This window comes from Arthrobacter sp. CDRTa11 (assembly GCF_026427775.1).
In the GTDB taxonomy this organism is placed as follows: domain Bacteria; phylum Actinomycetota; class Actinomycetes; order Actinomycetales; family Micrococcaceae; genus Arthrobacter.
Map to the genome: position 1 here is coordinate 4,659,854 of NZ_CP044532.1, position 15,894 is coordinate 4,675,747.

At 63.1% G+C, this 15,894-nt stretch carries 17 protein-coding genes; 5 read left to right on the top strand and 12 right to left on the bottom strand.

All coding sequences use genetic code 11. The features are described 5' to 3' along the window. Positions 1–197: 197 nt before the first annotated feature. Positions 198–872 (top strand): FMN-dependent NADH-azoreductase, encoded by a 675-nt coding sequence (locus tag F8G81_RS21185; RefSeq protein WP_267276596.1) that lies wholly within the window; start codon positions 198–200, stop codon positions 870–872. A gap of 55 nt (positions 873–927) precedes the next feature. Continuing rightward, positions 928–1,569, top strand: coding sequence for an NADPH-dependent F420 reductase (locus F8G81_RS21190; protein WP_267276597.1), 642 nt, complete (start codon positions 928–930; stop codon positions 1,567–1,569). A 70-nt stretch (positions 1,570–1,639) separates the two neighbouring features. Here F8G81_RS21190 and F8G81_RS21195 read toward each other — a convergent pair whose 3' ends face one another. From F8G81_RS21195 to F8G81_RS21230, 8 genes are all read right to left on the bottom strand, one after another. Then, a complete protein-coding gene (locus F8G81_RS21195) occupies positions 1,640–2,839 on the bottom strand; it encodes a Gfo/Idh/MocA family protein (RefSeq protein WP_267276598.1) in 1,200 nt (399 codons plus the stop codon). Next, positions 2,836–3,630: a ThuA domain-containing protein gene (locus tag F8G81_RS21200; protein ID WP_267276599.1), complete on the bottom strand. Its 795-nt coding sequence runs from the start codon at positions 3,628–3,630 to the stop codon at positions 2,836–2,838. The genes F8G81_RS21195 and F8G81_RS21200 overlap by 4 nt, the downstream gene beginning before the upstream one ends. Before the next feature lie 69 nt (positions 3,631–3,699). Continuing rightward, positions 3,700–4,452: a carbohydrate ABC transporter permease gene (locus F8G81_RS21205; RefSeq protein WP_267279319.1), complete on the bottom strand. Its 753-nt coding sequence runs from the start codon at positions 4,450–4,452 to the stop codon at positions 3,700–3,702. Between the two features lie 139 nt (positions 4,453–4,591). Beyond that, positions 4,592–5,554, bottom strand: coding sequence for a carbohydrate ABC transporter permease (locus tag F8G81_RS21210; RefSeq protein ID WP_267276600.1), 963 nt, complete (start codon positions 5,552–5,554; stop codon positions 4,592–4,594). A gap of 11 nt (positions 5,555–5,565) precedes the next feature. Continuing rightward, on the bottom strand, positions 5,566–6,798 hold the full coding sequence (locus tag F8G81_RS21215; protein ID WP_267276601.1) for a sugar ABC transporter substrate-binding protein: 1,233 nt from the start codon (positions 6,796–6,798) through the stop codon (positions 5,566–5,568). A 186-nt stretch (positions 6,799–6,984) separates the two neighbouring features. Continuing rightward, positions 6,985–8,022, bottom strand: coding sequence for a LacI family DNA-binding transcriptional regulator (locus F8G81_RS21220; protein ID WP_267276602.1), 1,038 nt, complete (start codon positions 8,020–8,022; stop codon positions 6,985–6,987). Positions 8,023–8,233: 211 nt separating this feature from the next. After that, positions 8,234–9,166 (bottom strand): threonine/serine dehydratase, encoded by a 933-nt coding sequence (locus tag F8G81_RS21225; protein WP_267276603.1) that lies wholly within the window; start codon positions 9,164–9,166, stop codon positions 8,234–8,236. A 37-nt stretch (positions 9,167–9,203) separates the two neighbouring features. After that, on the bottom strand, positions 9,204–9,467 hold the full coding sequence (locus tag F8G81_RS21230; protein ID WP_267276604.1) for a hypothetical protein: 264 nt from the start codon (positions 9,465–9,467) through the stop codon (positions 9,204–9,206). 171 nt (positions 9,468–9,638) lie between these two features. Here F8G81_RS21230 and F8G81_RS21235 point away from each other — a divergent pair, with 171 nt between their 5' ends. After that, positions 9,639–10,235 carry a thymidylate kinase gene (locus F8G81_RS21235; protein WP_267276605.1) on the top strand — a complete coding sequence of 199 codons (597 nt, stop codon included), beginning with the start codon at positions 9,639–9,641 and terminating at the stop codon, positions 10,233–10,235. A 15-nt stretch (positions 10,236–10,250) separates the two neighbouring features. On the opposite strand, the gene F8G81_RS21240 is transcribed toward F8G81_RS21235, so the two are convergent. From F8G81_RS21240 to F8G81_RS21250, 3 genes are all read right to left on the bottom strand, one after another. After that, positions 10,251–11,708 carry a cation:dicarboxylate symporter family transporter gene (locus F8G81_RS21240; protein ID WP_267276606.1) on the bottom strand — a complete coding sequence of 486 codons (1,458 nt, stop codon included), beginning with the start codon at positions 11,706–11,708 and terminating at the stop codon, positions 10,251–10,253. A 133-nt stretch (positions 11,709–11,841) separates the two neighbouring features. Then, complete coding sequence (locus F8G81_RS21245; protein WP_267276607.1) at positions 11,842–12,240, bottom strand: cupin domain-containing protein; 399 nt, start codon at positions 12,238–12,240, stop codon at positions 11,842–11,844. Positions 12,241–12,606: 366 nt separating this feature from the next. Continuing rightward, a complete protein-coding gene (locus F8G81_RS21250) occupies positions 12,607–13,179 on the bottom strand; it encodes a hemerythrin domain-containing protein (RefSeq protein WP_267276608.1) in 573 nt (190 codons plus the stop codon). Positions 13,180–13,670: 491 nt separating this feature from the next. Between F8G81_RS21250 and F8G81_RS21255 the strand changes: the two genes are divergently transcribed. Next, the gene (locus tag F8G81_RS21255) at positions 13,671–13,805 is read left to right on the top strand and encodes a hypothetical protein (protein WP_267276609.1); all 135 of its coding nucleotides are present in this window, start codon (positions 13,671–13,673) and stop codon (positions 13,803–13,805) included. A 6-nt stretch (positions 13,806–13,811) separates the two neighbouring features. Here the strand turns inward: F8G81_RS21255 and F8G81_RS21260 are convergent, their stop codons facing one another. After that, positions 13,812–14,189, bottom strand: a complete 378-nt coding sequence (locus F8G81_RS21260; RefSeq protein ID WP_267276610.1) for a hypothetical protein — start codon at positions 14,187–14,189, stop codon at positions 13,812–13,814. Positions 14,190–14,459: 270 nt separating this feature from the next. On the opposite strand from F8G81_RS21260, the gene F8G81_RS21265 reads away from it, so the two are divergent. Further along, a complete protein-coding gene (locus F8G81_RS21265) occupies positions 14,460–15,740 on the top strand; it encodes an ATP-binding protein (protein ID WP_267279320.1) in 1,281 nt (426 codons plus the stop codon). Positions 15,741–15,894 lie beyond the last annotated feature (154 nt).

Genomic DNA, 15,894 nt, shown 5'->3' on the forward strand with positions numbered 1-15,894 from the left:
CCTCTGATCGGCCGTCAGCGTCATGGTCAATGTCCCCCTCATAGTCCAGCGTGCGGACACCAGCGTACTCGGCCGCGCCGCGGGCGGCACCTCAGCGTGCCTTAGGCACTTCAGAGTGCGTTCTTACGTCACCCGCCACGCGCAGGAAGGATCGGATGGACGGGCGTTCAGCCCCGCCCATTTCGAAAGGAAATCCTTTGGCCACCATCCTCCATGTCAACGCGTCCCCCCGAGGCGCCAGCAGCGGCTCCCTCCAACTGGCCCGGCATTTCATCAGAACCGTGCAGGCCTCCACCCCCGGGGACATTGATATCCAGACCCTGAACGTGTTCGATCCCGGCGCCCTGCCCGAGTTCGGCACCACCGCCGCCGCGGCCAAGATGGCGGTGTTCTCAGGCCAGGAGCAGACGTTGGAGCAGCTCACCGCATGGGAGTCAGCCCGTGCCGTCTTTGACCAGTTTGCGGCTGCCGACGCCTACGTCTTCAACATCCCGATGTGGAATGCCGGCGTCCCGTATGCCCTCAAACAGTGGATCGATCTGGTGACGCAGCCGGGCTGGAGCTTCGGCTTTGATCCGAAGGATGGCTACAGCGGCCTGCTGGAGGGCAAGCATGCCATGGCCATCCACACCAGTGGCGTGTATTCACCGGGAGTTCCGCCGGCCTTCGGCCAGGATTTCAGCAGCACCTTCTTCGCGGACTGGCTGGACTTCGTGGGGATCAGCGATGCCGTTCATGTCCGCTTCGCGCCCACCGTCCTCAACGCCAACCCTGAAGAGACGCGCCGCCTCGCGGAAGAAGAGCTCGACGACGCCGCGCCGGCTTTCGCTGCGAAACTCACCCCCGCAGAACTACTGGCAGCCCGTGGCTGAAATATTCCCGCGGATCGGCTGAAATATCTTGGCGGGAGGGGCTGTTGGGGCGGACATGACAACAATAGGAATCATCGGTGCAGGACACATTGGAAGCCAGATTGCCCGGAAGGCGGTTGAACTCGGCTATGACGTGGTCATCAGCAACTCCAGGGGACCCGAAACCCTCAGCGGCCTGGTGGCGGAACTTGGCCCCAACGCCCAGGCCGCAACGGCGGCAGAGGCAGCAGCGGCGGGCGATTACGCCGTCGTCACCGTCCCTTTGAGGAACTACCGGGACATCCCGGTGGCGCCGCTGGCGGGCAAGATCGTGGTCGACACCAACAACTACTACTGGGAACGCGACGGTCGAATTCCGGCTCTGGACAGTGGCGAGGCAACAACCTCCGGGCTCCTCCAGGAACACCTGCCGGAGTCCAAGGTGGCCAAGGGCTTCAACCACATCATGGCCTCGGAGATCACCACCGACGGCACCCCCGCCGGCACGCCGAACCGCCGGGCCCTGGCCACGGCCAGCGACTACCCGGAGGCGGCTGAACTGGTCACCCGGCTGTATGACGAGTTCGGCTTCGACACTGTCAACATCGGGCTGCTGTCCGAGAGCTGGCGGGTGGAGCGGGACCGGCCGGCATATGTCATCCGCCAGGACGAAGCCGAACTCAAGGAAAACCTCGCCAACGCAACCCGCACCATCTGATTCGAAAGTGACTGGCAGCAGACGCTGCGAAACCGGTGTTTCACGACGTCTGCTGCCAGTCAGTTGGGCCTCAGTGGATGGGTTGGTGCGCCGGACGAAGGGCCGCCGCGGTAAACGCGCCCACGGTGGCCCAGGAGGCAAGGACTGCCGCGACGTCGGGCCGTTTCTCGTCCAGGATCGCCTGGTCGTAGGAGCGCTGCAGCAGAGCGTCGATACTGACGCGCTGGCCCGTGGCGGCGCTTTCAATCGCAGCCTCCACCATGGCCAGGCTGAGGATGTTGTCGTGTACCTGGCCCATGGGTGCCGCTCCCGTTCGGAGGGCGGAGGCGAACTCCCGGAGGGAACCGTGGACTTCAATCCCCGGGTCCGCCACGCTGCTCAATGCAAAAGCCCCGCCATCCACGGGCAAGCCGGTGCCGGTCGAGCCCGAAGCCTCCCCCATCAGGGAGGTCTCCGCCGTCGGCTGGTTCTCGCCATCCCACAGCACGGTCCCGTGTTCGCCACCCAGCCGCCAGGCCGCGTTCCATGACGTTTCCTGCCCGGGGCTGCACCAGCTTCCGTTGAAGACGAACCGCTGGCCCCCGGACATCTCGAAGGACGCCACGGCCGCCGCGTCGCCGCGGTACCAGCTCCAGGGCGGGTTGTACTCCTCGCAGAAAACGGAGACGGGATCACCGTCCAGGAGGAAGCGCGCCATATCGAACTGGTGGATGGCCATGTCCAGCAGCAGCGGATGGTCCATCTGATCGCGGAACCCGCCGAAACGGGGGGCCTTGAAGAAGTCAGCGGAGACGATTCCCAGCCGCCCCACCCCGCCGGCCATAGCCTTGGCCGCAAACAGGTTGCGGTTGTACCGGCGCGACTGGCTGACCATAAACAGCTGGCCGGTGGCTTCGGCAGCGGCCGCAAGGCTCAGCCCCTGGGCCACCGTGGAAGCAACGGGCTTCTCCCCCAGCACCGGCAGCCCGGCAAAAAGGGCTTCGGTGGTCACCGGATGGTGGGCAGCCGGAACGGTGACGTTGACAACAGCCTGGGCGCCGACGTCGGACGCCAGCTGCGCGGTTCCCGTCCCCACGGGCAGGTCCGGCTTTCCGATGGCAGCGGCGCTCGCGTGCGCCGCTGCCAGGTCAAGGTCCACGATGCCGCGGAGTTCCACCAGCGGCGAGGCTTCCACGGCACCCAGCCAGGCACGGCCCATGGCTCCGGCGCCCACCACCACCACTTTCAGTGGCGTGCCGTCGTCGTCGATGGTTGCAAAGGGGCGGCTCATGCGTCGCTCTCCTCGTAGATTGCAGTAGCGCCCCGGTACCCGGCGCCCTTGAAGAACTCGTTGGTGTCGTAACGCAACAGTTCCGGCAGCTCACGCCGGTCCCGGTCCGTCACGGCCCACTGGACGCCGTTGGAGATGACCCGGCGGATGTCCTTGTGGTGGTACACGGGGTAGTCCTGGTCCCCGGGGCTGAAGTAGAAGATCTTGCCGTGGCCGCGGCGGAACGTGCAGCCTGACCGGAACACTTCGCCGCCGCTGAAGGAGCTGATGAAAACCAGTTCCTCCGGCGCGGGGATGTCGAAGAACTCGCCGTACATTTCCTGCTCGTCGATGATGATCGGATGCGGGACGCCCTTGGCGATCGGGTGGGTGGGGTCCACAGTCCAGACGAGTTCGCGGTCCTGCTCGCTGCGCCACCGCAAGGTGCAGGTGGTGCCCATGAGCTTGGTGAAGATCTTGGACCAGTGGCCGGAGTGAAGGACGATCAGGCCCATGCCGGACAGGACATGGCGGTGGACCCGCTCCACAATTTCATCGTCGACGGCGCCGTGGGCCATGTGCCCCCACCAGGTCAGGACGTCCGTATTGGCCAGGACTTCCTCGGTGAGGCCGTGTTCGGGTTCGTCAAGGGTGGCGGTGCGGACCACGACGGCGGCGCCCAGGTTCTCCTCGATGCCCTCCTTCACGGCTCCGTGAATTCCTTGCGGGTACAGCTTTGCCACCTGCTCGTGTTCCTGCTCATGCCGGTTTTCGTTCCAGACGGTGACCCGGATCGGGGCAGTGTCAGTCATTGCTTCTCCTATGGTTCTGATGGGTTTTTGACGTCGGCAGGCGTTGCCGGCGTGGGGGCTTGCCGCGCGCTATTTGACGGCTCCGCCGGTGGTGCCGGCAGCCACGTACTTTTGCGCCGCGATCAGCAGGATGATGGCGGGGATGGAGGCGAGGACCGCCGTGGCCATGACCGAGCTCCAGTCGTTCACGTACGCACCCATGTACTGGAAGATGCCCAGGGTGACCGGACGGACGGCGTCGGTGGTGGTTAGGGTGAGGGCAAAGAGGAAGTCACTCCAGGTGAAGAGGAACGTGAAGAGCCCGGCCGTGATCAGCGCGTTGCGGCTCAGCGGAAGCACAATGGACCAAAAAGCCCGGAGATGCCCCGCTCCATCCACCTTGGCCGCCTCGATCACGGAGGCCGGCATGTTGTTCATGAACGCCCTCATGATGAGGATGGCAAAGGGGATTCCATGCGAGGAATCGGCCAGGATGAGTCCGGGAATGGAGTTCAGCAGCCCGAGGTCGTTGTACGCCGTATAAAGAGCGTTGGCCACCACAATGCCCGGGATCATCTGGCTGATCAGGATCGCAAAAAGCACAACGCCGGCACCGCGGACCTTGAAATAGGCCAAGGCATACGCCGCCGGTGCCGCAATGGCCAGGCTGAACAGCACACTGCCCAGTGCCACCACCAGGCTGGTTGCCAGGTTCCGCCCCTGTTCCCTGATGGCCGTGGCGTAGCCGCTGAAGTCGGGCGACAACGGGAGCCACGAGGTCTGCAACGTGGCCCCATTGGGCTGCAGGGATGCGTTGATCATCCAATAGACGGGGAAAAGCATGATGGCCAGGAACAGTAGTGCCAGGCCCGTGTTCCCCCACCGCCGTAATCCTCCGGACTGGCCGGCGTGGCCTGCCGTGCTGCGCAGCCGTCGGTCTGTTCCGGCGCCGTCGAGCGTTGTTTTGATGGTCATGGAATCCTCACTCGTCAACGGCGCGACGGTTTACGCGCAGGTAGAGAACCGCGAATACCAGGGAGATCAGCACCAGGACGTTGCCCATGGCCGCGCCTTCGCCGAACTTGAAGTCTTGGAAGGACAAGGCGTAGGACTGGGTGGCGATGGTCTGGGTGGAATTGGCGGGCCCGCCGTTGGTCAGGCCCAGGATGATGTCAAGGACCTTGAGGGTGTAGACGACTCCCAGCACCAGGACCACACTGACCACGGGGCGGAGCATGGGCCACGTGACGTGGCGGAAAGCCCTCCACCCTGTGGCACCATCCAGCGCTGCCGCTTCATACAGTTCATCCGGGATATCCTGCAGCCCGCCGTAGAGAACGGTGACGTTGAACGGAATGCCGATCCAGATGTTGACTCCGACAACCGCGGCCAGGGCCAGCGAGGTGCTGGTGAGCCAGGGAATGCCGGTGCTGATGAGGCCAAGGCTTTCCAGGAAGTTGTTCAGGGCCCCGCTGTCCTTATCCAGGATCCAGCGCCACACGGCACTGGACACGATGAGCGGCAGCAGCCACGGCAGAAGCAGCAGTGAGCGGAGAATGCCGTTGAGCGGGAACCGTTGCTTGAAGAACACCGCGAGGCCCAGCCCCAGCACGAACTGTCCGGCAATGGAACCGGCAGTAAACAGGGCCGTGTTGATCAGCGACGTGGAAAACAGCGACGACGACAGAACACTTGCGTAGTTGGCGAACCCCACCCAGGGGGCTTCCCCGGTGTAGAAAGTGCTCGTGGAGTAGTCCTGGAAGCTCATCAGGACGTTCTTCACCACCGGGTAGCCAAAGAACAGCACGAGATAGGCGGCGGCAGGCAGGAGAAACAGCCACTGGTAGACCCGCTCCCGGCGCCGGTATCCCAGGCGGCGGGCACCGGTGGGACCCGGAATCGCCTCCGCTGCGCGGTGGGATACGCGTTCGACGGTTGTTGACATGGGAGGTGCCCTTAACCTTCCTGGGCTTGCTTGAGGGCGTCAGCGGGGGTGGCCTTATCAGTCAGTGCGGTCTGGATGGCCGTGTAGATCTTGGTGGCCTGGGCGGGCCAGTCCTCACCGAGCTGGCCGGTCCTGGCCCGCGCGTCCTTGACCAGATCGGCAAATGAAGCCAGCTTCGGGTTCTCGGCCGCGAATTGTTCGGCAACCGCGGTCTTGGAAGGAATGGTGTTGCGGGCCTTCGCCATGGCCAGCTGGTTTTCATCGCTGTTCATGCAGGCCACGATTTCCGCGGCCTTTGCCTGCTTGTCCTTGTTGCCGGTCTGCGGCACGGTCCACACTTCTCCGCCCAGCGGCCCGACCGCCGTCTTGCTGGCATCCTTGACCGGGATGTTAACCACCCCGTACTGAAGGGATGCCTGCTTTTCCAGCACCGGAATCTGCCATGGGCCGTTGACCATCATGGCAGCCTTCCCTGCAACGAACTGGTCATTAACGTCCGCCTGGGTCCAGTTCAACGCCGATGAGGACACTGAGCCGCTATCCACAAGATCGGTCCAAAGCTGGAGTGCCTCGGCGGTTTCGGAGGTGTCAATGTTTTTCTCGTCGCCGCCGTTGGACCACATAAAGGGAAGGAACTGCCAGGTGCCCTCGTAGGTCGCGTTGGCGTTGAAAGCGAGCCCGTACTGGTCACCGGAGGTGAGCTTTGCCGCCGCTGACTTCAGCTCCTCCCAGGTCTTGGGCGGGGTCACTCCGGCCTGGGCCAGAACGTCCTTGTTGTAGAAAAGGGCGATCGTGTTCACCGTGGGGGCCAGGCCGTACACCTTGTCCTTGTACGTTCCGGCGCTGAGGATTCCCTCCGGATAGCCGTCGGTGCTGATCTTGAAATCGCTCAGGGGTGCCAGGGCGCCGGTGCCGGCAATCTGCTGAAGGTCGGGGTTGTCCAGCATCAGGACATCAGGCAGGGTCTTTGAGGATGCCTGCTGCAGCACCTTGGCGATCAGGGACTTGCCCGGGATGGTTTCGCGCTTGATGCTCACGCCGGACTGGGAACCACAGGCCTCCAGGGTGTTGCCGATGACCGACTTGTCCGGCTCGTTGTTGTAGTAGTCCACAACGGTAATTTCCGATACCGCCCCGCCACCTGGTGCAGGACTCGCACCACAGCCGGAGAGAACCAGGGGTATCCCCGCGAGTGCCGTGACGGCGAGCGCGGCGGCTTTGGTGCTGACGAAAGCTGACTTCATTATCAGATCCTTTTCTGACGGACCGGGGCTGCGCCGCGGTTATTCATTTCTTGGAGGGAACTGCAGGGTGTGACTTGTGGGAAACGCGATCATCGATGCGTATCGACGATGCACATTTTTAGATGGTGCATTTCTAGATGGTGCATCCGGTTTCAAAGTATGGATGAGCCGGACCGCGACCCTGTCCTAGCCTGTGGATTGGGGGGCAGTGGCTGAATGCCCCGCAGTGCCATGCCGGTGGGTTACCAGCGGTGGTATCAGTTCGAGCGTTCCGCCCGCATCAGGGTTGTCTGCATTCATGAGGTTGAAGAGGATCTCAACGGCGCGTTGGGACACCAGCCTGGGCTGGATGTCCAGGATGGTGGATTCCTGGAGTTCAACCAAGGCCTCCGAAACGGCGCCAACCCCGATGACCGATGCATCCCTGCCCGGCTCCAGGCCCTTTTCACGAAGGATCCGGGGAAGGAGTTCCAGGGTGGTCATGTCCGGAGATATAAACGCCGGCCTTCCGTCAGAGCCGGCAACGCAGGCATCAACGGCGGCTTCAATACTTCTGCGGTCAGTGCTGGCCGGAAGATGGTCAAGTGTCACGCCCAGCCCCTGGGCGGCCCCTTTCGCACCCCCAAGGAATCTGTCCACATAGTTCAGCTTGCTTCCCACCAGCTGGGTGCGCCAGCCGATAATGACTCCGCTGGTATGCCCCGCCTGTGACATCTCCTCGACGCAGAGTTCGCCCGCCCTTGCGAAGTCCGCATCGATGCAGTTGAGCCCGGCGGAGTCATTCGGGATGCCGATGAACACCACCGGTACCCGCAGCTTCCGGACCACGGGAATCCGCTCGTCTTCCGCGTGGACCTGCATCAGGATCAACCCGTCACAGAGCTGCTGCCCCACCACCCGCTCCAGGCCCTGGTTGCCCTCCTCATCCGTCACCAGCAGGACGTCGTGATCGTGGCGCCGGGCGGTGGCCGCGATCACCGCGATGAACTCCATCAGGGACCCAAAGTGGGATTCCGGTGTGAGGGGAATAACCAGGCCGATCACCTGGGACTTGCGGCTGGCCAGGGCACGGGCCCCTGCGTTCGGCCGGTACGTCAGCTGCTCAATGGCGGCCTCCACCCGCAGCCGGGTCTTTTCCGAGATGGGCCGCTTCCCGCTCATGACGTAGGAGACAGTGCTCTGGGAAACGCCCGCAACGGCGGCAACGTCCTTGCTTGTCGGCACTGCGTTTCCTTCCTCCACGGGCTTCGGGCGTGGTCATCGCCTGCGCTGTACGCTTTCGGGGACCGGACGCTTGCGTCGTCGATGCGTATCGTCGACGCGTATCGATAAAAGTGTGACAGCCGTTACGGCCTAGCGCAAGACCTTTTCCTTCTTCATTTTTTTGGGCCCTGCAGGCGAAGGGAAACAGCCGTGCGCGGCGGCGGTCAGCGCCTCACAATGTGGCGGGATCGGTGTTGGCCCCGCAGAGGACCACCACCACCCGCTCCCCTGCGCCGGGCACGTAAGCGCCGGAGTGCAGGGCGGCAAAAGCCGCGGCGGCACCATGTTCCACCACCAGGCGGTACTGGCCCCACAGTTCCGAGCGGGCGGCGACGATATCGGCGTCGGACACTAGAACGCTTTCGACGCCGGCGCGGACCGCCACCGCATACGCGATCTCGCCGATGCGCCGGGCGCCCAGGGAATCGGCGGCGATGCCGGACACTGCAACGTCCACCGGTGCCCCGGCGGCGAGCGCGGAGTGCAGGGTGGGCGCGGTTTCCGGTTCCACTGCCACCACCCTGGCGCGGCCTTCAACGGCGGCAGCTATCCCAGCCATCAGCCCGCCGCCGCCCACCGCCACCAGGACTGTGTCCACGCCGTCGAGCTGTTCAAGAAGTTCCAGTCCCACTGTCCCCGCACCGGCGACGATCTCCGGCTGGTCGTAGGCATGGCAGTAGACCGCTCCGGTTTCGGCGGCATGCCTCACGGCGGCTTCATAGGCCACGGCATACTCGACACCGGCCTGGATGACCATGGCACCGGTCGCTTCGAGCTTCTTCACTTTAACGGCAGGGGCGGTCTCAGGAACGAAGACCGTGGCGGGGACTCCGAGCTGGGCGGCGGCATAAGCGTTGGCCAGGCCGGCGTTTCCGCCGGAAGCCACCACCACGCCAACATCGGGCTTGAGCTCCCCGCGCTCCTTGGTGGCCAGGATGCGGTTGAGTGCCCCACGCGCCTTGAACGTCCCGGTATGCTGCATAAATTCACATTTGAACCAGAGCGGTCCGGGATAGGTGCCGGAATCGGCTTCCAGGATGGGTGTTTGCCGGGTCAGTCCAGCGATCCTGGCTGCTGCCTGGTCCACGTCGTTGCGGGTGATCAACGGTGCTCCTCTTTCGGGACGGGGCGGACGGGAACAACTAGGCCTGGTCGTCCCACATTCCCGATTCGTCGGCAGCCTCTTCCGGTTTTGGTTCTGCAGTTTGGCCAGCCTGGCCGCCGCTGCCCACGTACGACGCCGGCACCGTCCCTGGCGCCTGAGTCTGTTGCTCCTCACGGATGTTTGTGGCCGTTCCCGCCTCCGGCTTGGGCTGCTGTCCGCCCTTCGGCTCCGCTGCGTGGTCCGGATCGCCGGGGCCGCGGAGGTCTGCGGAGTTCTGCGGCTCTTCGCTTGAAGTGGTCATGGCTGCCTTTCACCTGGGAAAACTGCGCTTTGTCGGCCCCGGAGGTTCCCGGGAGGATTCCAGCCTACGTTCTGCCGGGCTACAGGTAAGGTGTGAGGTCCGCCTCAAGGCGGCCGATAGCGGCACAATCCGGCAACGCCCGCCGTTTAACCGGTGGCGAAAGGAGGCCAGATGCTTATTGTTCTGACGGGAATCGACGGTTCGGGAAAATCAACGGCCGCCGACGCCCTGGTGTCCGCTGCCCGTGCCGGGGGCAGGAATGCACTGCTGCTGAGCAACCACGCCGGGCGGCGGAGCATGTCCGTGCTCAGCGCCAAGCTGGGCCTCCGGCTTCCCGCGCGGCTGGCCGACGCCGTCGAAACAACCTTCCGCATAGTGAATGTTCTGGTCTCCCACGCCAGGGCCGGCAGGTTTGACGGACTGGTGGTGATGGACCGCCACCTGTACTGCCAGCTGGCGCTGAAGGAGACCAAGGACCTGCCGCGTGGCCGCCTGCTCCCCTGGCTGCTCTCGGCCCTCCCGTCACCCGATGCTGTGATCCACCTGGACATCGAACCGGAACTGGCACACCGGCGGATCGTGGCCCGCGGCACCGATGTGGAGTCGCTGGCAGATTTGGTGGCCTTCCAGAACGCCTACCGCTCGCTGCCCGAATATGTAGACTTTGTGGAAGTTGACGCCAACGTCCCGCCAGCCCAGCTGGTTGCCCGGCTGGCGGGTATCGTCAATAGCCTCAGTGCCGTTACTGCCTCACCTCAGCCCCGCTAGTTGGTACGGCGGCAACTAGCGTGCCGGAACGGGAACGCTGTCCGGCGCTGCGGAGGGCCCGCCGTCGTGCGTTTCCGCGTTTTCCGTTACTGCGTGCGTTACTGAAGAGCCGACGGCGGGCTCCAGTTCGGCGGCATCCGCCGCCAGTTCCTCCGCTGGCAGTTCCCCGCGGAACGCCCGGAGCATGGCCTCGCGGTCGAACTGCCCCTCCCATTTGGCCACCACGAACGTGGCCACGCAGTTGCCCAGCAGGTTGACGGAGACGCGCATGGAGTCCATGAGGCGGTCGGCGCCGAGCAGCAGGGCAACACCCGCCACCGGGAAAATGCCCAATGCCCCGGCGGTGGCGGAAAGTGCCAGGAAGGCAGACCCGGGGACCCCCGCCATACCCTTGGACGTGAGCATCAGGATGCCCAGGGCAACCAGCTGCTGCCCGAGGTCCAGCTGGTGCCCAAAGGCCTGGGCCAGGAAGAGCAGCGAAATGGACAGGTAAAGGGCGGCACCGTCCAGGTTGAACGAGTATCCGGTGGGGACAACCAGGCCGGTGGTGGCCCGGGAGCACCCGGCGTTGGTCAGTTTGGTCATGATGCGCGGCAGGACGGACTCCGTGGAGGCGGTCCCCAGGGCCAGCAGGAATTCTTCCCGGGAGTACTTGATGAACTGCCACAGCGGCACCCGCGGATACACCCACGCCACAATGAAGAGCAGCCCGATGAACACGATCGCAGCACCGTAGCAGGCCGCAATCAGGAGCGCGTAGGTGCTGAGCGAGCCCAGGCCGTATTGGCCGATGATAAAGGCCATCGCGCCGAATGCACCGATGGGGGCAACCCGCATGACCCAGGTCATGATCTTGAAAAACAGTTCAAGGACGGTTTCCAGGAGGGTGACCACCGGCAGGCAGCGCTCCCGGCCCACCACAACGATCGCGGCGCCGAAGAACACCGAGAAGCAAAGCACCTGCAGCAGGGTGTTGGAGGCGAACGCCCCCACCACACTGGTGGGGATGATGCCCAGGAGGAACTGGCCGGCGTCCTTGGGCGGCGCGGTGGCCGTCTTGGCGTTGAGGGCGTCCTGGGAGAGCGACGCCGGATCAATGTTCAGGCCCGCACCCGGCTGCACGATGTTGCCCACCACAAGTCCAAACACCAGCGCGAAGAGGGTGGCCGCCGTGAAGTAGATCAGCGCCTTCACGCCCACTCGCCCTACCGCCTTCACGTCCCCCACGGCCGCGATGCCCGTGACGATCACCAGGAAGATCAGTGGTGCGATGATCATCTTGATCAGCTGGATGAACCCGTCTCCCAGCGGCCGCAGGCCGGACCCGAGGTCCGGCCAGAAATGTCCGATCAGGATGCCGGCCACAACGGCCACCAGGATCTGGGCGAAGAGGGACTTGTACAGCGGTTTCCTGCCGGTTGTACCTGTTTCGACCGGCTGTGGGACTTTGCTGGGCGCGGGGACGGGAATCATGTGCTGCCTATCGCTGAGGGGACGGCACTGTGTGCGCCGGATGTCACCAGCAACGCTAGAGAGCATGTGTTTCCGGAAAGCTACATCCGCTATGCGGAAATGTTTAACCGTAAAACGGAATTTTGAGCCAACCTTAGGTCAGGGCATGCAGTCCGTGGCTCCGGGGCCTGCCGAATGAGGCGGCACCCAGGAATTCGACGGCGACAAAAGGTTCGCTGCCCACAACCCATTCGTCGTGGCCGGGCGGAAGGGCGTACGTGTCGTTCGCATGGATGGTTGAGCGGACGCCCTCTGACGTTTCAATTTCCAGCGAGCCGGAGACGCAGTATCCGAGGTGGTTATGCTCGCAGAACTCGGTCATCTCGGTGGGTTTGACGGACGTGGACCAGCGCCAGCCCGGAGCCAGGATCAGCCGGGCCACGGAATAGTCGTCCACAGTGACCAAGTCGAACTCGGCCTTGTCTGGACACCGTTTCTTGTCCGGAATATCAAAGGATTTCACTGCCAAAGCTCTAACAAAGTTTGCGGCCATTTTTGAGACGCTGCCTATGAAATAGGGGTGCGGGATGCCTGGGGGCGAGACCAAGGAAGGGCGCGGGCCGCCGACGCAAAGCACTGCGGGGGCGCAAAGCAATGTGGGGCGGGCCCTGGTGTTGTGGTCCCGTGGACGCGGAACCACACGGACGTTAAGTGGTGAAGATGTATCTACCACCGTATCCATCCGGCCCCTGAAGTCAATGGGCCAAGGGAGCGTCAGGAGAGGTCGCAGACCTGCATGCCCCGGACAAAGGTGTAGCCCGGAACATTGGGGGACATTCCGGGCTACGGCATCAACTGTACAGTGCCGAGGCGCATCCGCTGACAGCGACTCGCGCTCCCTCCGCATTTAGTGGTCCAGCTAGTCGGTATGTCTTCCTGTGAGCTTGTCCAAGAGCCGGTCAACCATTCCCACGCCCGGCCCGACGGTCTTGTGGAAAAGTTCCGAGTGGGGAGCGCTGGGGTGCGGCCTGGTGGGTGCCAGCTTCTTGGCCTTCTGCACCTTTTCGCCCATTTCAACGAGTTTCTCGGCAGGGATATGAGTCCGGAGTTTCGGGAACTGTTCGGATTCTTCATCGTTCGCATGGTGGCGCAACAGTGCCTCCAGTTGCCCAACCAACTCCATGAACGTCGGCTCAGCGGGATCGACGCCTTCTATCCGCTTCATCAGCCGAACGATCTCGGCATGTTCCTTCTTGTCATGCTCCACCTCCTCAGCACCATTCGGAATATGCTTTTCCATCGCGGGGTAGACGTACATCTCCTCGGCGACAGCATGGCGCATCACTTCAGCAATCAGGGTGTCCGCCAAGTCCTTGCGCTGCTCAGCGTCCGGGGTGCCCTCGATTTGGCTGAACAGGTCAACCATTTCCTGGTGGTCAGCGGTGAGGATGTCCACGACATCCAACCCAGGCCCAACATTGGATTCCGTCATGACGCGGCCCTCCTGTAGATCGCCGTTCGGGAACGCAAATATGAGAGCCAAGGTACCACCGCCCGCCGGCACGATCCATGGCACATTGATGCGGGCCCTGCCACCGATGGAGGTGCCGCTAGCTCGTTTTTGCTTCGTGCAGGGGCGTTACCGTAGAAACGTGCCTTCCCTTCTTCTCCTCTCCTCTGGTGCCGGAGCCATCCCTGGCTTCCTCAGGGATGTGGTCGCCTCCGGCGCCGACCCTCTAAAGCTCGCCTACATTGCGGACGCCGCCGGCGCGATGCTTGACCTTCCCTTCGCCACAGAGGAAAGGGCTCGGATCCATGAGTTCGGCTACGACGTGGTGGATCTTGCCCTTGCCACTTCCTCGTCCGCTGAGGTAGCTGCGGTCCCTGAAGATGTGGACGCCGTCATCAGATGCGCCGGACCTGTCGGACTATCAGGGCCTTGGGCTGATCGGATCTGTAGTCATACCGCATGCGGATGGCAAAATGCCTTTCTTCCCGCCTGGAATCATCACCCAAACGGTGGAAACCTACCGGGACCGCTTCGATCTTGTCCTTCTTGGCGACGCTGAAGCACTCCGCGTTGACGGAACCTACCAACGCGTTATTCCATCTCCATGACACGGATCAAGGCTTGCCGGAGGTCCCCGGCTTTTCCCCCTTGTCCCCGGGCTCGGGAACAATCTGGTTGGCGATCAAATCCACGCGGTCTGCTGCCGTCAGCGCATCATCGTTTTGAATAGCAGCGACGTCGGGACTTTCGACGGCGTCATCCCGTTCCCTGCTCGTGTTTTCGGTTTCCTTCCCGGTGCTTTCCTTCTGGGCAGCGTCGTCGTCGTGCCTGGGCTCCTTGTGCCGCGCTTCCTCTAAATGGTGCTCCAGTTTCTCCTCTGCATCCCGCCGGCGCTGGCCCACGGTGCGCATCTGCTGGGTGGTTGATGAACCGGCGTAGCCCTCCACATGGTGGCTTGGTTCCGGCGGATTCTGGTGCTGTTTCTCGCTCATACTGGCATCGTCCCACCAGAGCAAGATGTCAGGAAGACCCTGTTTTCGTCGTCATGCCGGCTGGCTGCAGGCTGAGTCTTTCATCAGGTTTTCTAATCCTTACGCGTCAGTTTTCATTGCTTTTGCTTATGTTGGGGACGTTCCATACTGAACAGACCACGACGGCGTGAGTCAGGTTCGCGCCGCCCGCCCCCTTTCCCTCCGAGCGAATGCGACGCACCAATGAATTCCACGACGGATATGACCCGGGCAACGAAAACCACGGCAGCCATGCAGCCCTGGCACATCCGCGATTTCCATCCTGACGATCTGGACCAGCTCATTGGCGTCTGGCAGGAGTCCAGGATCGAGGGGGTGCGTCCGGTCTACAGCCTGGCGGAGATTATTGATGCCTGCTCTAACGGGGTGGCAGCGGTAGCCGTGAACGAGGGGCGGGTTGTGGGGGCGGCAGCCTGCAAAATACAGGACGACCGGGCGTGGATAGTCATGCTCGCCCAGGCCATGGATTGGCGGCAGCAGGGACTGGGAAGCGCACTCCTCGCCGGAATTGAAGGCAGGCTCACCAGCCAGGGGATACGAAGGATTTCAGCGCTTCTCCCGGCCTCCGAGACGCGGATTGAGGCTTTCAGGAACAGCGAATACCGGGTAGAGGAGGACCTGCATTATTTTGAGAGAACCGTCCCGCTTCAGCCCCGGGAAATCAAACCCTTGAGCCAACTGGGAGGCCGTCTCCTCCCGCATGGACTGTGGAACGCCCTCGCGGGCATGCAACACGAAAAGGACCTGATCGAACAGCGCCTGATCCTGCCATTGGCCCGGACCGAACTCGCAAAGTCCCTGGGTGTCATTCCGCCGCGTTCCGTAGTCCTGTTTGGTCCTCCCGGCACGGGTAAAACGACGTTTGCCAAGGCCGTCGCGTCCCGCCTGGACTGGCCTTTCGTGGAGGTATTCCCCTCACGGCTTGCCTCCGATCCCCGGGGCCTCGCCGGGGCTCTACGACAAGTGTTCCTGGACATTGGCCAGCTTGAGCACGCAGTGGTGTTCATCGACGAGGTGGAGGAGATAGCCTCTGCCCGTAAAGGTGACGCGTCATCACTGCAGGGAGTCACCAACGAACTGTTGAAAATCATTCCGGCCTTCAGGGAGAAGGAAGGCAGATTGCTGATCTGCGCGACGAACTTTATCCGCTCCCTGGACAAGGCCTTCCTGCGCCATGGCCGCTTCGATTATGTGATCCCCATCGGCCCGCCCGATCTCACCGCGCGGTTAGCCATCTGGAACCGCTACATCCCCCCTGCCATCTCGCCCCGGATCAACCTCGACGCGCTGGCTCAGGCGAGCGAACGCTTCTCCCCTGCGGACATCGAGTTCGCCGCCAGAAAAGCATCCCAGCAAGCACTTGAGCAGGCAGTGCAGGCCCCGGCCAACTCCGGAGAACCGGCACTGACGACGGAGGCCTACCTTCAGGCGATCGACGGAACCCGCGCCACCATCACTGAAGTCGTGGCCAGGGACTTCTTCGAAGATATAGACCGGATAGCGAGGGTTTAGCCTGCTCTTCGGTCTGCCCGGTTGCCTGTGAGCAAAGCCTGCCCCCTTGACTGGTCCGCCCTTCCTTCCCTACACTTTTCATAAAGCAGAATCTAAATTCCACAAAGCGGAAAGCAGCGGACGCTGAAGCTTAGGGATCTGGAGAAAAGCCCAC

Excerpts from the sequence above, each read along its gene's own strand:
- F8G81_RS21235 (WP_267276605.1), top strand. The coding sequence starts at position 9,639 with ATGCTTATTGTTCTGACGGGAATCGACGGTTCGGGAAAATCAACGGCC.
- F8G81_RS21260 (WP_267276610.1), bottom strand. The coding sequence starts at position 14,189 with ATGAGCGAGAAACAGCACCAGAATCCGCCGGAACCAAGCCACCATGTG.
- F8G81_RS21210 (WP_267276600.1), bottom strand. The coding sequence starts at position 5,554 with ATGTCAACAACCGTCGAACGCGTATCCCACCGCGCAGCGGAGGCGATT.
- F8G81_RS21245 (WP_267276607.1), bottom strand. The coding sequence starts at position 12,240 with ATGGCCGCAAACTTTGTTAGAGCTTTGGCAGTGAAATCCTTTGATATT.
- F8G81_RS21265 (WP_267279320.1), top strand. The coding sequence starts at position 14,460 with ATGCAGCCCTGGCACATCCGCGATTTCCATCCTGACGATCTGGACCAG.
- F8G81_RS21190 (WP_267276597.1), top strand. The coding sequence starts at position 928 with ATGACAACAATAGGAATCATCGGTGCAGGACACATTGGAAGCCAGATT.
- F8G81_RS21215 (WP_267276601.1), bottom strand. The coding sequence starts at position 6,798 with ATGAAGTCAGCTTTCGTCAGCACCAAAGCCGCCGCGCTCGCCGTCACG.
- F8G81_RS21205 (WP_267279319.1), bottom strand. The coding sequence starts at position 4,452 with ATGCTTTTCCCCGTCTATTGGATGATCAACGCATCCCTGCAGCCCAAT.
- F8G81_RS21195 (WP_267276598.1), bottom strand. The coding sequence starts at position 2,839 with ATGAGCCGCCCCTTTGCAACCATCGACGACGACGGCACGCCACTGAAA.
- F8G81_RS21200 (WP_267276599.1), bottom strand. The coding sequence starts at position 3,630 with ATGACTGACACTGCCCCGATCCGGGTCACCGTCTGGAACGAAAACCGG.
- F8G81_RS21230 (WP_267276604.1), bottom strand. The coding sequence starts at position 9,467 with ATGACCACTTCAAGCGAAGAGCCGCAGAACTCCGCAGACCTCCGCGGC.
- F8G81_RS21240 (WP_267276606.1), bottom strand. The coding sequence starts at position 11,708 with ATGATTCCCGTCCCCGCGCCCAGCAAAGTCCCACAGCCGGTCGAAACA.
- F8G81_RS21255 (WP_267276609.1), top strand. The coding sequence starts at position 13,671 with ATGCCTTTCTTCCCGCCTGGAATCATCACCCAAACGGTGGAAACCTAC.
- F8G81_RS21250 (WP_267276608.1), bottom strand. The coding sequence starts at position 13,179 with ATGACGGAATCCAATGTTGGGCCTGGGTTGGATGTCGTGGACATCCTC.